Origin of the sequence: Undibacterium sp. MH2W (genome assembly GCF_049340215.1) — a bacterium.
GTDB lineage: Bacteria > Pseudomonadota > Gammaproteobacteria > Burkholderiales > Burkholderiaceae_D > Undibacterium.
In genome coordinates, this window is record NZ_JBMPPA010000004.1 from 250,223 (window position 1) to 265,490 (window position 15,268).

Here is a 15,268-nt window from a genome sequence, read left to right on the forward strand (position 1 = left end):
TGTGCGTTTGTTAAGGTATCTACTCCCTCAGTCACTGGTACTGCGCGTCTATGCGCTGTATACCGTCACGTGGCTCGCACTGATGTGTACCGGCATGGTTCTTTATGTCGAAACTCGTTTCACGCAAGAAATTGAAGATGTGCAAGAGTCTGCAGAAACGATGCTCGAGGTCGCTTCTAACAGTATCTCAGACAGTGCGGTTATTGGCGATTTTGATACGATTAAGCGCACGCTCGATCACATGGTCGTAAGTTCGAATTTTTTATCGGCGAAGTTCATTCCACTACAGCAAGGATTTGTTAATAGTCGCGAAAAAGTCGTGGACCAATATGGCTACATTCCGCCATGGATCACCCGACGGGTTGACGATCACCTACTTGACGACAACACCATCATTAAAGTTGGCGGTGTTGATTATGGCGTTCTGCGTTTGAGTTTTGATAACCAGCAGATTGCTTACCGTATGTGGCGGATCATGCAGATGGGACTGGCTTTATCATTGGCTGGCTTCCTCAGTGGTTTAGTACTGATCTGGTTCCCATTGCAAAGCTGGCTCGGCAAACTCAATGAAAGCCGCGTCTTAGAACTCGGGATGATCGAAGGTCGCGATTTCGAAAATGAAGAATTAATCAAAAATGCACCGATCGAGATACGTCAGACACTGATCCGTTTGCAAGACACTGCGTCGCAACTCCGGAATGAGTTGGCTGAAAGAGAGAATACGCTCCATTCGCTTCGGCAGATTCTGATTAGCTTATTGCCCGAAAGCGCTGAAAAACCACTTGAGGATCAAAATATTGCCTTAATTTTGATGACCATCGAATCATTAATCGCTGAGGGCGAACGCTCTCGCGCAGCGTTGGTAATCGCAAAAGAAACAGCAGAACATGCCAATGAAGCAAAAAGTGCATTTCTCGCCAATATGAGTCATGAAATTCGCACGCCAATGAACGGCATTATTGGGATGATTGACCTTTGTCTAGAAACACCACTCAACGACAAACAACGCGATTTCTTGGGGATGGCGCGGCACTCTGCCGATAATCTCCTGGTCATCATCAACGACATTCTCGACTTTAGCAAAATCGAAGCGAATAAAATTGAGATCGAATCCATTCCGATTACCATTAACGCCCTGTTGCGGGATTTAATTAAATCCGCTGAAATAACGACACAAAAGAAAAATATCAAACTAAAGACCGAGATCAGTCCCGATCTACCGAGCCAGATTTTGGGCGATCCCGTCAGACTGACGCAGATTGTTAATAATTTACTCAGTAATGCGATTAAATTTACCGACGTTGGCCATATCTGCCTCTCCGCCTTCATCACCGCGGATACACCTGCGAAACTCCACATCAGTGTTGCTGATACGGGGATTGGTATTCCTGTGTCAGAACAAGAGCGAATTTTCGACGCATTTTCTCAGCAAGATATATCAACGACTCGCCGATTTGGTGGTACCGGCTTAGGCTTAAGTATCAGCAACAGGCTCGCGCAGCTCATGGATGGTACGATTCATCTCAAAAGCCAACCAGGTCAAGGTAGCCAGTTCACACTAGAACTTCCGCTCTTACTGCCACCGCAGCCGACTGTGACAGCAACAACCTTAGCACCGATCGTTGAACAGATCGAAATCCCGAAATTACATATTCTGGTTGCAGAAGATAACGCCATCAACCAAACGTTAATGCTCAACTTGCTGGTCCGTCACGGACACACCTGCAGCATCGCAAATAATGGCGAAGAGGCGGTTACAATGTGGCAAGAGGGTAAGTTTGATTTGATTCTCATGGACATGCAAATGCCCGTGATGGGTGGCATGGATGCGACACGACACATTCGTCGCATCGAAAAAGAAAATAGGCATCAGAAAAAGACTCCAATCTACGCCCTGACAGCATCTGCAATGGCGAGTGAGCAGCAAGAAGCGATCGAAGCTGGCCTCGATGGTTATCTGACAAAACCGATTAATCGGCAGATTTTATATGAAGTATTAACATCGATCGCCTTACAATCCATAAAGCAATCTGCCTCATGATCGATAACACAAAAAACAGTCACTGCGCTGTATCACCAAATTGAAACGGGTCGAACACGGTTTGCATGATCGACCCAATAGTGACGCTCAGGCCGGCTTGATGCGAGTTTTGCCGCCTGTCTGAATTGTTTTTCGGCCGCGAGTCGTAAAGCATACTCCGTATATTCAACTCCTAAAAAGGTCGCCTCGCATGGCCAAGTCGCGCTCTTTGTGCGTTCAACGAGCAGTGTAATTAATCGCGCTGTCATCTGAAATACAGATCCTCCCTGACCGAAAATTGAACGAATGACGGATTCAGCAATTTGCATGACGTTCAGATCGACTGAGTGAGGATAGGCAAGCAACAATTCTCCGACACTCAATTGCGCCTGTGAGTACAAAGCATGACTGACTGGAACGCGCTGTAAAAATGTAATCGCTTCCTGTAAGCGCCCTAATTGAGCGAGACAACGTGCACCACCCGTGTGAGCAGAAACAAAACTTGGATCAACGCGACCGACACGATCGTAATAAATTAGGGCAACTTCTACGTCACTCGCTATCTCCGCTGCAAGGCCCATCGCAAGCCGAGGGGCAAGTTCACCAGGCAATGCACTGTAACACCGGTCAATATATCGTAAGGCAGCCTCCCCCTCACCGCGCATCATCAGAACAACACCACGATACCAATCGACACGCCAATCCAATGAATCTGCTTCGATGACAGCAGTCAACGCTTTATCAATGATGCCGTCTCGTTCGGCAGGAAGTAACTCAGGGTGCGTGATTAATAGCTCAACCAATCTCAAACGCGGCTCAATAGCGCGATCGCCATGCTTGGCTACAAGCGATTGTAGTTCACTTAACTGATCTTCCGCGTGCATCAGCATGAGGATACAGATCACCTCACCCGCTGCCGGATCATCGATCTTTATTCTGGGGCTGGGTAACGATAAGGGTTGTCGCTGCGTCACTAATTCTTTCGCCGTTGCATGCACTAAACGGTCGCCCGTAAACAACTTACTCTCGACTGGCGCAAGCGATGTGTGCGAGGCAAGCATCTCACGCAAGACGCCAAGCAACTGCTCCGTCATTTCATCCACCGTTTGGAAACGTCGATCGGGATCAACGTGTGTAGAGCGTAATAAGAACCGATAGAAAGAAGCATTATCCGCAAGAACAAGCGCGTCCTCGGGTGACGGTAACGTAAATTCAAATTCAGACGCAAAATCGAAGTCCATGACCAACACTGCGAGTACACGACCTATGCTGTACAGATCTGATTCTGCGCGAATGGCTTTTCGTGCCTCGGGCGCAGCGAATCCTTTCGTCACATATCGATCACCATTTGGATCCCCTACTTTATAGACACTCCCCCTATCGATCAGTTTGACTTCACCTGCATCGACCACCACATTCTCTGGCGTAAAATCAACGAAAACGAACCCGTGTGTATGTAAGTTTGAAAATGCAGGCAAAATCTTCACGATGTATGACACTGCCTCAGCAACAGGTAAAGGCCCACGTTGCTTACGCAACGCTAGTACCGTCTGACCACCGACATACTCCATCGAGATCAGCTCCTCCGCATTCTGATCGTCCTTCGTCGACCGAATCACTCTCATTGGTATCACTTCATCACTTTCCGAAGGATGTCCACAACGCCGACACACGTCATCGACCATCCTGCCGTGACAATATTGACAAATTGCCTTCATAGTTTCACCCCACGATGCTTAAAATGAAATCGTCACCGCCACCACTGTTATTAACGTTATTACCGATATTCCAGCAACCGTTGACGAATACCAACATAGCTTCCAATGAGTGGCGCTAGGAATAATAAAAGTAAGAGATAGGTTGTCCATTGAAGTATGCTGGCGCAGCGTCCGATTGCGGCCTCAAACGCCTGCTGGTTGACTGACAGCGCTTTTGCTAATGCGGTTGTGAACCGCTCAAAAGCCCAATCACTTTCGTGCTCATGTTTACCGGTGCCCAAGGCAATCGCTTTTTGGTGCTCTCCGGCTGATTCCAATTGACGCACGTGCGCATCAATCGCCATGTACTCTGCCCATGTAGTCAAAGTCTCAGCCGCGGCCTCGTGTTCACCAGCAAATGCAATATTCGCCAATTCATCACCTAGAAGCCCATGCGTCTTGACACTCGATGGACTCGCGATCAGGGCTGAGGCAATACCGATGTTTCCATCAAAGAGCTGATGCGCATACGACATAAAAAAAGCTGCCTGTTGTGATTGGACTGTTTTATCAGTCACAAGTAAATACAGACTCTCCTGCGCGTTGGCAACATACGCATTTGCTTTCGCATGACTTAAACTATGGACAGAATCGAAGGCATCCACTTTTGCTATCTGCAAATGCCTCGTCAATGACGACACATGCCAACTCATCAATGCAATGCCGCTCAATAGACTGATGGTCCCTAATAACATGGGCAAATTAAAGATACGCTTGCACTCTCTATAGAGCTTCACCTGAGTCTCAAGAAATAGAACTAGCATTAACGCCGCAAACAACAACGACGTATAAAAATAATACGTCGCTTGTCGTACCTCATCGGTGTAACTCGCTGTTAAATGTTTCACATTGATTTCGTCGATCAAAGAGACGGACGGTAATAGTTTTTCGCGCATCAACGTATCCGCTTTGAGCACAAAGCGGACTGGTTCTTTACTCACAAATGCCATACCTACCAATCGCTCGTATTCAGACATTTGCGTCATCGCCGCCAGCACTGATCGACGCTCCTCATTACCAAAGGTAATATTTTGTGCAGCAAACAATAGGTGATCATCTGCCTGATCAATCGCACTGATATAGGCTTGACCTAAGGGGCTCTCCGTCCCTTCTTTCGATAAAAATAAATTGACGATTAACGTGTGGGCATGGGCAATATCTGAACGTATCTGTGCCGCAGCAATAATGGATGGTGCAGCATCGTTGCTGATAGTAGCAATAACGTGGCGATAGGTATGATGAGTAAAAAATGCTGCAACGCCAAGGCAAATGCTCAGTAATATACAAAGCTTTTGTCTCACGGCCAATTGTCGATACACCGTTGATGTTGCCGGTAGCACGGGAGTAACAGCGAAGTGATCCGTCAGAAGTGGTTGACTTTGGGGGGAAATAGCAGACATAGATAGCGATCCTTTTGCAATAAATCAGTACGATTCGAGTTAGATCTGTAACTCTTTGTAAGCAAAAACATCGATCCAGCAATGATCGAGAATAGTCACTCTATCCGGCACCCTCACCCCATCCCGCTAAACCGATGGTGCTAGACCGATGGCACTTTTCTTACTTGCCTTACTTTTCACTGTCCGACCGTTCATACCGTAAAGCGCACTCTCGGAATTTATACTGCACTTGTAAAAACGCATCCAACACATCAGGATCAAAATGCGCGTTCCGTCCCTCGCTCATAATTTGTACCGCAACCTCGTGCGTCATCGCCGATTTATAAACCTGTTGCCGTATTAATGCGTCATAGACATCCGCCACTGCCATGAGGCGTGCCGATAGAGGAATCTGCGTTCCGACCAAACCTTCAGGATACCCTGAGCCATCCCACTTTTCTTGATGCGAGTACGCAATTTCTTTAACACATTTCAAAAATGGAATAGACCGGCCTAAACGTTTTTCCGCAGATTCAATCATTTGTCTGCCAAGTGTAGTGTGCGTTTTCATCACCACCATTTCATCTTCAGTTAATTTTCCCGGCTTGAGCAAAATGTGGTCAGGGATACCCACCTCGCCGATGTCATGAAAAGGGGCAGATTTAAAGAGAATCTCAATATCCTCATCCGAGAGCAAATGAGAAAAACGCGAACTTTTTTGCAAGCACTCCGCAAGTATCCTAACGTATTGCTGCGTACGTAACAGATGATTTCTTGTCTCATCATCACGCGTTTCTAGCATCGCCATCATGGTCGCGATCATCGGATCAGGCTCTGCGCCAGACTCCGAATCAACCACCGATGCTGAGCCAGGAACCCACACAAAGGGACCAAACTCCAGACATTCATCTTGATTCTGCAATTGCGACAATAACGCGCCTAATAACAAATGCGTTCGGATCCTTGCTAGAACAATCGGGGCACTGAAAGGTTTAGAAATAAAATCGACCGCACCAGCATCGAATCCCGTTTGATGATCAATATGCGCATCATTTTCAGATAACAATAAAACCGGAATATCCCGCGTTGAGGGGTGTCGTTTTAATTCCCTGCAAACGTCATACCCGTTCATTTCAGGCATCACAATCGCCAGCAAAATAAGATCTGGTAAATTATTTTTCGCTGTCTTCAACCCATGCTGAGCACTTGTCGATAACTTGACAGAAAAATGCTGATTCAACAAATTACTAAGCCACATTAAATCATCCGTCTTCTCATCAATGACAAGAACGGACTGTTTTGAGTCCCTTACCGCGAGCGCAAGCATACATACCTCATCAATTTTTACACCGAAGAATCGCGCGCCATCGTGATATCAAGTACCTGTTTTAAATAAGACTCAGCAATCATCAACAACATTTTTTTCGACATTTCTCTATTCATCGTAAAAGTTCACGCAGAAGTGTTCTCACACTTTCACACCAATCTACTGATTTATTCTTCTCAGTTTTTAGGACCTCTTGTCGCTCGCAGTAAATACTTGCAAAGAAAATCGTACGCCCTCACCGATCCTGCCATTGACTCGAAGACAATATGAGTGACGATAAGTTCTTTATTAGCAAGAGTACATCGCTAGGATTAGCGATGAGGGGAACTAGGGATTGCAGTGTTTTCGAATACCGTGCAAAAATCGAAGAAGACTCATGCGCTAAAAATAGCGCTAACCGTGAACGGGCGATGCAACAACAGTACTGTGGGCATTGCAAATTATTGCAAATAAGCAAGTTTATAGATGGAATCCATTACCGATAAACGCCATACTGTGTGGATGTATGTGATGTGTGCGACTTAACCACTTGTAACAATTTCAGTCGACAAGCTTAGGTGCCGACTGTCTGATTTGCGCATATTTTAATGTTTTTGGAATGTAATGAGAGGAATATCAACATGAATGTCCTTCGCCAAATAGCACTCTCCAAACGACTCGCAATTTTAATTGCTCTGTTCTCGGCGGGATTTCTCATTTATGGAGTTTGGTCATTTAAAACGCTAAACGAGCTCAAAGTTTCGGGACCTGTTTATCAAAAAATTGCTCAGGGAAAAGACCTCGTAGCAGACGTTTTACCACCCCCTGAATATATTCTCGAATCCTACCTTGTGGTCTTCCAGATCATGGCAACGGACGACAATGCTGAACAAGAAAAGCTCATCGCGCACTTACGCGATCTCAAAAAGGACTATGACACAAGGCATGAATTCTGGGGCAAAGAAGGTCTCGACAGCGACATCGCCGATGCCCTTCTCAACAAAGCCCATGCACCAGCACAAGAGTTTTATCAAGTTGCATTGAATGATTTTGTGCCGGCCGCACAAAAACAAGATAAAGATGCGATGGCCACAGCAATGCAAAAAATGAAAGCAAGCTATGCAACGCACCTGAATCAAATTAACAACCTCGTAGAAATCACCAACAAGCGTGCCGATGAAGTCGAAAACGAGTCAAAATCAAGGATCGCCAGAGACAGTGTCGTTTTAATCATCATACTTTGCAGCTCGCTGGCAATCGGAATCAGCGGTGCCGTATTGATCTCTCGGAGCATCACGAAACCGCTTAGCGATGCCGTTGAGATTGCACAAATCGTTGCCTCAGGTGATTTCACCAGTGATATGGATACATCCTGTACAGATGAAACTGGTCAGCTATTGCAGGCACTTCATCAAATGAACACCAACCTCTCTGCCACCATCGAACAAGTGCGAGGTAGTACCTCGATCATATCGACCGCATCGGAAGAAATCGCTCGAGGAAACCTAGACCTCTCCTCCCGTACAGAAGAGCAAGCAAGTGCGCTCGAAGAAACTGCCTCTGCAATGGAGCAACTCACCGCCACTGTGAAACAAAATGCAGACAATGCCCGTCAGGCAAATCAACTTGCAGCTTCCGCTTCCACGATCGCCATGAACGGCGGCCAAGTTGTCACCAATGTCGTCTCCACAATGGGGTCGATTAAAGACAGTTCGCAAAAAATTGTGGATATTATTGGTGTCATCGACAGCATCGCTTTCCAAACTAACATCCTCGCGCTGAATGCTGCTGTTGAAGCTGCACGCGCAGGTGAACAGGGTCGTGGATTTGCCGTTGTTGCTGCAGAGGTGCGAAATCTTGCGCATCGTTCAGCCGGTGCAGCAAAAGAAATCAAAGCCTTAATCGAAGACTCTGTTGACAAAGTCAACACCGGTAGCACCCTCGTTGATCAAGCAGGTGAGACGATGAATAACATCGTCTCGTCCGTCAAACAAGTCTTAGATATCATGAGCGAAATTGCCGCCGCCAGCCAAGAGCAAAGTACCGGCATTGAAGAAGTAAATCGTGCGATTTCCCAGATGGATGAAGTCACCCAACAAAATGCAGCCTTAGTCGAAGAAGCGGCAGCCGCCGCGGCGAGCATGCAAGAACAAGCGACGAACTTGATGAAAGAAGTCAGCGCTTTTAAGCTGCTCCCCACCACTGGAAATTTCATCGCCGCAAGAGCTCCGCAAAGAGTGCTCCCTAAACTCATTGGCTGAGTTTCATCGACAAAACGCCCGTCACATGACGGGCGCCATCCCCTCTGACGCTTTCACACAACAAACAACGTTCTCTCACCAATCGCATCCGTCACCGAGTTCAGTAACGCAAAGGACGATTATTGATCGATTGCATTATGTTCTTGTGTATGACATCCACGGCACTAACCTTGCCTTTGATAACGGGAACGCTCATACATAAAGGCGATGAATAATCTGTACCATGACAATTTCAAATACATCGCCCTTCACCATTTAATTCAATGCCTTATTAAATTTTTTGATCGTTTGATCATCCACCAACTTACTGCACATGAGATAGCGTTCGCGCCCGGCAGGCATTTCATCAAATGTTAATACCTTGTAGTTTTTTCCCTGAATGATGCCAACGTCTTGATAGTATTTCAGCATATCAGCGGGAACAAAAGTAATATGCGCCCTACCCGCTTGTATCATTTTGAATACCGAAGCAATTTCCGCCGAAGTGATGACAGCAGTGGCTTTCATATTCTTAAATTTTTCATCTAAGAAATTTCCACTTGCTAAACTCGACTTGATCAAAACCTGGGTTTTAGGATCACTGAGAATGTCATCAAGCGTCTCACCCTGCACTGAATTGAAATCTATATTCGCAAATGCGATAAATTTAGAATCGATCAGTATTGGCTTACTGTATTTGGCAAACAGCTCTCTTTCAGGCGTTTTATACCAGCCAACAGAGCAAATTTTTTCCTGATTATTTTTAATTTGGGCGATTTGACGATTAGCAGGAATAACCTCCCACTCAAAATCAATTCCTGCGCTATGTAGCGCTTTCAATGTAGGCTCCACAACCGTTCCACCTACCTCAGTCGCAGACTTAACGATGATGTAAGGCGGTAGTTCAATAATTTGTAGCTTTAATTTCTCTTCCGACAAAGCCGCTCTCGGAAACAGTATCAATCCTAAAAAAATAACCAACATGTGTTTAATCATTTTTTTACCCACAATCAATACTTTGTGCCGAACCAAATGCATACCACTTGGCGGCAAAAGTGAATTCATTCCGCACCGAATGACCAGTCACCCCAACTCACAACATCTATTAGCAGATGAGTACCGCTAGCTATATTGATAACAGTAGTTTAAAACTTAATAAATAGCAAATATTCTGTGCGTAACGTATTGATAGCGACTTTCCGGCGATGGAGACGGACTATTCTGCAATGGATGGAATAAATATCTGGCATGTTGCACCTAGTGGTGCATTACATTTCATCGTGTCTTGCTTGATTTCGGCATTTGTCCGGAGCTCTCTACAAAGCAAATTCAACGTATCAATCATCGCTATTTTTGCACACCCCTCCCTTTTGCGGCGTCTTTCGTAAGTCAGGTAGCATTCAAGGATGATGTAGATTTGACCACCCAATATGGAAACATCACCACGATCAGCAATTAACCACTTTTAGCGGGCCGCACCTTCGCGATAATCTCGTCCTTTTCCGCTACGGACGCAAAAAAAGCCCCTAAGTCGTTGATGACTTAGGGGCTTTTTAGGCAAACTTGGTAGTAGTTTGCGGTGTTCTTGGCGGAGAGGGGGAAATCCAAAACTGCTTATATAGCAATGGTTTAACGCCTTAATACCATGTTTAATACCATATTTTGAAAATGCATTAATTTTCACACTCGGGATTCGAATTAACGGTTCTTATGTATAACTAATACTTTTATTTGCAATTACTGCGTTCGGCCATATATATACTCTCTAAACAAATCTATGGAGTTACGATGATTTTTAGTCAAGATGAATTGAATTCTGCGTATGCAGAATGCATTGCCAATAATGGTTTACACCGCACAAAACTACATGGGATGACAATAGAAATCTCCGCTTTCGATAATGAAAACATGAATATTTGCGCTTCTGATGCCCCAGCACCATACAGCGATGATAAAAATATAAACTCGTTTGTAGGTGCAATATTTAAATTCCGTAGATCAAAAATCGGCGATAACTTTGACGAATGGAAATTTATTGAAAAGCTCTAGTGTATGCACTGCCGCTAGCGTTTCTAATACTAGCTGCAGCGCATATACAATTACATTGCAGCAACGATATTTAGCGCAGAAATAGCTTCACCCCAACGTCCGCCAATATTGTTGGCCTTCACGATACCAGTGATTACAACCGATAGTACTGGCCAGATTTTGTCAAAGTCCACACCAAACTCACCTGCAAATTGCCAGTAAGCGCGTAAACGATCTTGCACATGCTGAAGCTTTTGCGCATTTGTCGCAGAGTCTTGACCGAAAATCTTTGCTGCCTCTGCCACCAAATTTTCCAGCGTTGGGCGCAATACTACAGCTACTTGTTCCGCTTGTTTTACTGCATTAAAAAAGTCTAAGAAGTTCATGGTATTACCTTTCTTTGTAGATAAATTTAAAAATTGCACTGCGTTTTTATAGTCAGCCCATCGACTATCCGGATTGATTCAGCCACCCGGCTGAGGTGGATTGATCCAGATGTTTTCAGAACCAGACTCTGATTGCACTGGTTTTGGTGCTCGAACAACTTCTTGTACTGCTGGCATTGGCTGTTCGCTCGCTGGATCGGATTGTTTGGCTGGCAGTCCGATTTTGTCGGAAGATGCCACAGTTGCGCCTGCGTTGAACAAGCCGAACACAACAGCGCCCACACCAGCGATACTGTTAAGGTCGTCCGTTGTAAGATGGAAATCGTAACCATACATTTTCCCAACGCCGACGATTGATGTCAGCAAGACTGCAAGCGTGTTGGCCAGCAGTTGTTTGTTTTTGAGCTTGGCCGCATCCGCAACGGCCTGCCCTTGACGAAACACGTTATAAAAGAGTCCAAATTTTTCAAACATCTTGAGCTCCGTATTGCAATTCTTTCGCTATCCGACGCATCCAACCTTTTCCATCTGAATCGAAGTTTTTACAATTTGTCATAAAAATGATGCGCTCCGCCAATAGACGCATGACGATGTCGTGACTCTGCATTTTTGCTATGGCTTGCTTGCTAAAAGCCCCAAGCACACCATCGTCTGCAACGCCTACAGCACGCTGAAGAGCTCGAATTGCGGTCTGTAAGCCAGAATTAACTGCAAAATCAAGCAATTGATTTGCGATTCCAAGCGGTGCGTCGTCTAGTTGAACCACATCCCAAAAATCACGCTTATAGATCATAGATGCCTGTGCCTTCGTCAAGTTCTTGATATCAACCATTGGGTAGCTTCGCCTGGAAATTCCCCAATTTGTTTCACCACCAGGATCGCTCGGATCATTGACATAGCTGCCTTCATTGCCTAGCAGTCTGTTGATACAAATATCGAAATTCATTTTTTCACCTTTCCTAACTTCCTGACTTTTCGCCATTGCTTTATGGGATCAGAATGATAGAACTGGAAGCAGATCCATAGAATCGACGCTAGTGCGGCAAGCGGCGGGAGGACTCCAGCGATAGCAGCAAGAGCGGTCGCGAGTGCCGTCGCTATTGATGCCATATCAATAAAATGTTTTAAAAAATCCATCCTTTACCTTTCTATGGATGTAAAAAAACCCGCCGAAGCGGGTTGTTTAAAGTGAGGACGAGTTAATTAAATACCGCTGCAAGATACTGTCAATACGTCACCAGCGATAAATGGGGTAGAAGCCCCGGTTGTTCTTGAGTAAGCGCTCAACGTTACTGATGTCGTAGATTGTGCTGTCACACCGACAACGATTGATGCACTATTAGATACATCTTGTGCGTGACACGCCCACCCAAGAGTTGAAGCAGGCATCGTAACCACACCGGAACCAGTAGGGCTTGATCCGACAGTGATCTTGAAGGCTGCTGTTGTGTACGCTGAGATTTGATTCGAAGTTCCAAACCCTGATGCAATTGTTGGAGCTGTAGAACTGACAAACACATTTCCGCTCGAGCTCGCATAGCTGCTCGCCACCATTTTTGTAGTGGCATTTACTGTCGCAGCACATACTATCGACCCACAATCAGTCGTAGTGCCAAATAACCAGTGTCCATTTGATATTAAGCGACCACCCTGCGTGCCTGCTGATGTTCCAAAAACCACAGGGCCAGCACTCGTCACTGCAGCCGTCGGGCCCACAAACATATTGTTCGCGTTGTCGACCGTGAGCATTTGAATGTTATTTCCAGCAGTATCACGAATTGCGTAGTACTGCTGGTTGGCTACTACTACGTCGCCATTATAATTAACCCCAAATAATTGATTTGCTTGAGTTAATGCATTCGCTTGGATCACCCACTTATCACCGATCGCATGCCCCGTATTGTTCGCAAACTGCACTGCGACACCATACGATAACCCGATCACACCGCCGTTTACGGGAACACCAGTGCTAGGGAACGTTGAACAATTATCTGTTCCCCACTTGAATGTATCTACTGCGCCCACCGAATCGATAACAACGCAGTATGTCGCACTAAATCCAGCGTTATACAACCCACCAGCAGTCAAATCATTCAATGTGCCAGTGAATACCGGTAACGCCAACTGAGTTTTGTAAAGCGACAGTGGATATGTTGATCCGTTCTGACCGTTACCATTGATCATGGTCACGACAGTCGCCCCACCTGGCTGCAAATTATAAAAATTTTCAGGAGTCAGAAAATACTCAGATCCACGTACAGTGTTCTTGATTGCTGTGGTCGCACTGAAATTTTTCACTTGAGTTTGAATGCCGCTACCATCACCAACGTCCGTCATTGTTAGTACGGTGTTTAAAGCATTCGCTGTGATCAGGTTCTGCGTCATCGTCGCATTGCCGGTCATCACTGTATTATCGAGCTGGGTATTTTTAGCGTAGTTCACACGAACGCCTGACGTTGCAGTGCCCGGCTGCATCGTCACTTGATTACTCTTGATAATCGCATTCGTGATTGGATTTGCAGCACTGCCATTCAAATCAATTAATGCGCCATTTGATTCTAATGCGCAGCCATACGCGGGCTCCAGTTCATTATTAATGATGACCGGATGCATTGCATAATCGATTTTAATACTACCGTTACATGAAACAATCGTATTGTTAGCAATGACATTTGTATTTGCTCCAATGACCGAGTTCATGTAGATGCCTGGTCCAGCACCTGCGATCAGATTATGAGACAACACATTGTTATCGCCCGCACGGTTTAGAGAGACTCCACCATTGATAAAGTTGTATTGAATGTTGCCATCGAAAACACCGTTTAAGTACGGAAGCGGAAAAACAACGTTAATTCCCAATCCGCCAAAATTATCAAACTTATTGTGTTCGATCTTGAAATAATCAATGACGTTTGACCCCTCATATGTCGATGTGGCGTCAAGCGTTAGCGCATTCGTTGTTCCAGGTGTGCTCGCATTTTTGATGTAGCAACTACGAAATCTTTGACCATTACTCGGACCTGCTACCCGAATAATATTTGCTGGCCACGACGAATCATTGGTCACAGTAATCGGCGCATCCCAGCCCGAACACTCTATATTTTTAACGCACGCCTGAATTAAAACCAATTCGTTTGGACTATTTGCTTGCGATGTTTTCGCGTTGAAACCATTCTTGCCAACAAAAAGCGTACCACCGCAGGGCGTCGCATTGATAGCTGCTTGCAAACCCTGCGAAGCATATTTGTCAGCATTAACGTAAACACTGCCTCCCGATGCTTCAGATAATGGAGTAGCTAATGTTGCGGTACCCAGTACATTGATGTTTCCCATCGGGATAACAGAACTTGAAAATGACTGTGCAAAACTCACGTTAGTCGTGATTAAAAATAATGCTGTTACGAACGCGATGATTTTTTTCATAATGGATAAACTCCCTCGGCATTTTGCCAAATTGGTGGATTTAACTGCCTTGCGTAAACAACGTAGCCGAGTTGCATATCTAGACACGACTGACCGACGTACGTTGGAATTGGACGCTGAACTGTCGATTGACAACTCGCGTTTGCCGTCAACGATTGAACTAAAGCTGCAACTGCTTGAATCGCCTGAGCAGAAGCAGCTGCTGCAGCAGCACTTTGAGACGTCGCAGCTCGATCCAATGCTGTCTGCTGTGCATTTGCTGCCACTTGATTTCCAATGGACGTATATGCTGGCGTAACGTCCCCAGGATCACCTTTGATTGAACTTGACTGCCATGCAGGTCCTGTCCAAACATAAATACTTGCATTGATTAGATACCCATCGCCAACCGACGGACTCGATGGCAACTGAGATGGATCACTCAATACTCCCTTGAGTTGCAGACCCTTTCCCACTAAATTTCCAGCAACATAGTCGTCGCGAAATGCACCAAACGTGTTGAGCAGAGATGACGCGCTTTGCGTTAGTTGCTGCACATATGCCTGCGTAGGAATAACAGAATATGTTCCGCTTTGCACTGTTGCACCTGCATATGGCACTACTATATGCAGCGTCTGATGGTCGATAATTTGATCAATTTCATATACCTGTCGATCTGGTCCGAGAAATATATTTCCGCGCGCTGTATTGGATATGAAATCCACTCCAACACCACTAACCGTATTCGAA

12 protein-coding genes are annotated in these 15,268 nt (G+C 45.5%); 3 read left to right on the top strand and 9 right to left on the bottom strand.

Translation table 11 applies throughout. The annotated features are described in order from the left end of the window. Nucleotide 1 precedes the first annotated feature (1 nt). Nucleotides 2-2,041, top strand: coding sequence for an ATP-binding protein (locus tag ACO0K2_RS11685; protein ID WP_423018922.1), 2,040 nt, complete (start codon nucleotides 2-4; stop codon nucleotides 2,039-2,041). A 32-nt stretch (nucleotides 2,042-2,073) separates the two neighbouring features. Here ACO0K2_RS11685 and ACO0K2_RS11690 read toward each other — a convergent pair whose 3' ends face one another. The 3 genes from ACO0K2_RS11690 to ACO0K2_RS11700 all read right to left on the bottom strand — a co-directional run bounded on the left by ACO0K2_RS11690 (nucleotide 2,074) and on the right by ACO0K2_RS11700 (nucleotide 6,483). After that, on the bottom strand, nucleotides 2,074-3,645 hold the full coding sequence (locus tag ACO0K2_RS11690) for a tetratricopeptide repeat protein (RefSeq protein ID WP_423018924.1): 1,572 nt from the start codon (nucleotides 3,643-3,645) through the stop codon (nucleotides 2,074-2,076). 152 nt (nucleotides 3,646-3,797) lie between these two features. Next, nucleotides 3,798-5,177, bottom strand: a complete 1,380-nt coding sequence (locus tag ACO0K2_RS11695; RefSeq protein ID WP_423018926.1) for a hypothetical protein — start codon at nucleotides 5,175-5,177, stop codon at nucleotides 3,798-3,800. Nucleotides 5,178-5,346: 169 nt separating this feature from the next. Further along, nucleotides 5,347-6,483 carry an HD domain-containing phosphohydrolase gene (locus tag ACO0K2_RS11700; RefSeq protein ID WP_423018928.1) on the bottom strand — a complete coding sequence of 379 codons (1,137 nt, stop codon included), beginning with the start codon at nucleotides 6,481-6,483 and terminating at the stop codon, nucleotides 5,347-5,349. 620 nt (nucleotides 6,484-7,103) lie between these two features. Here ACO0K2_RS11700 and ACO0K2_RS11705 point away from each other — a divergent pair. Beyond that, on the top strand, nucleotides 7,104-8,723 hold the full coding sequence (locus tag ACO0K2_RS11705; protein WP_423018930.1) for a methyl-accepting chemotaxis protein: 1,620 nt from the start codon (nucleotides 7,104-7,106) through the stop codon (nucleotides 8,721-8,723). Nucleotides 8,724-8,978: 255 nt separating this feature from the next. Here the strand turns inward: ACO0K2_RS11705 and ACO0K2_RS11710 are convergent, their stop codons facing one another. Further along, on the bottom strand, nucleotides 8,979-9,767 hold the full coding sequence (locus ACO0K2_RS11710; protein WP_423018932.1) for a hypothetical protein: 789 nt from the start codon (nucleotides 9,765-9,767) through the stop codon (nucleotides 8,979-8,981). Between the two features lie 723 nt (nucleotides 9,768-10,490). Between ACO0K2_RS11710 and ACO0K2_RS11715 the strand changes: the two genes are divergently transcribed. Continuing rightward, the gene (locus tag ACO0K2_RS11715) at nucleotides 10,491-10,751 is read left to right on the top strand and encodes a hypothetical protein (protein WP_423018934.1); all 261 of its coding nucleotides are present in this window, start codon (nucleotides 10,491-10,493) and stop codon (nucleotides 10,749-10,751) included. Between the two features lie 50 nt (nucleotides 10,752-10,801). Here the strand turns inward: ACO0K2_RS11715 and ACO0K2_RS11720 are convergent, their stop codons facing one another. The 5 genes from ACO0K2_RS11720 to ACO0K2_RS11740 form a co-directional block, all read right to left on the bottom strand. After that, nucleotides 10,802-11,155, bottom strand: coding sequence for a hypothetical protein (locus ACO0K2_RS11720; RefSeq protein ID WP_423018936.1), 354 nt, complete (start codon nucleotides 11,153-11,155; stop codon nucleotides 10,802-10,804). 39 nt (nucleotides 11,156-11,194) lie between these two features. After that, nucleotides 11,195-11,590 carry a hypothetical protein gene (locus tag ACO0K2_RS11725; protein ID WP_423018938.1) on the bottom strand — a complete coding sequence of 132 codons (396 nt, stop codon included), beginning with the start codon at nucleotides 11,588-11,590 and terminating at the stop codon, nucleotides 11,195-11,197. Then, nucleotides 11,583-12,062, bottom strand: coding sequence for a glycoside hydrolase family 108 protein (locus ACO0K2_RS11730; RefSeq protein ID WP_423018940.1), 480 nt, complete (start codon nucleotides 12,060-12,062; stop codon nucleotides 11,583-11,585). Before ACO0K2_RS11730 ends, ACO0K2_RS11725 begins: the two co-directional genes overlap by 8 nt. 257 nt (nucleotides 12,063-12,319) lie before the next feature. Then, nucleotides 12,320-14,539 (bottom strand): hypothetical protein, encoded by a 2,220-nt coding sequence (locus ACO0K2_RS11735; RefSeq protein ID WP_423018942.1) that lies wholly within the window; start codon nucleotides 14,537-14,539, stop codon nucleotides 12,320-12,322. Next, nucleotides 14,536-15,243, bottom strand: a complete 708-nt coding sequence (locus ACO0K2_RS11740) for a hypothetical protein (protein ID WP_423018944.1) — start codon at nucleotides 15,241-15,243, stop codon at nucleotides 14,536-14,538. Before ACO0K2_RS11740 ends, ACO0K2_RS11735 begins: the two co-directional genes overlap by 4 nt. Nucleotides 15,244-15,268: the final 25 nt, after the last annotated feature.

What these genes read in the sequence shown, in the direction of transcription:
- ACO0K2_RS11690 (WP_423018924.1), bottom strand. Translation starts at nt 3,645, where the DNA reads ATGAGAGTGATTCGGTCGACGAAGGACGATCAGAATGCGGAGGAGCTG.
- ACO0K2_RS11715 (WP_423018934.1), top strand. Translation starts at nt 10,491, where the DNA reads ATGATTTTTAGTCAAGATGAATTGAATTCTGCGTATGCAGAATGCATT.
- ACO0K2_RS11725 (WP_423018938.1), bottom strand. Translation starts at nt 11,590, where the DNA reads ATGTTTGAAAAATTTGGACTCTTTTATAACGTGTTTCGTCAAGGGCAG.
- ACO0K2_RS11695 (WP_423018926.1), bottom strand. Translation starts at nt 5,177, where the DNA reads ATGTCTGCTATTTCCCCCCAAAGTCAACCACTTCTGACGGATCACTTC.
- ACO0K2_RS11710 (WP_423018932.1), bottom strand. Translation starts at nt 9,767, where the DNA reads ATGAATTCACTTTTGCCGCCAAGTGGTATGCATTTGGTTCGGCACAAA.
- ACO0K2_RS11700 (WP_423018928.1), bottom strand. Translation starts at nt 6,483, where the DNA reads ATGCTTGCGCTCGCGGTAAGGGACTCAAAACAGTCCGTTCTTGTCATT.
- ACO0K2_RS11705 (WP_423018930.1), top strand. Translation starts at nt 7,104, where the DNA reads ATGAATGTCCTTCGCCAAATAGCACTCTCCAAACGACTCGCAATTTTA.
- ACO0K2_RS11735 (WP_423018942.1), bottom strand. Translation starts at nt 14,539, where the DNA reads ATGAAAAAAATCATCGCGTTCGTAACAGCATTATTTTTAATCACGACT.
- ACO0K2_RS11730 (WP_423018940.1), bottom strand. Translation starts at nt 12,062, where the DNA reads ATGAATTTCGATATTTGTATCAACAGACTGCTAGGCAATGAAGGCAGC.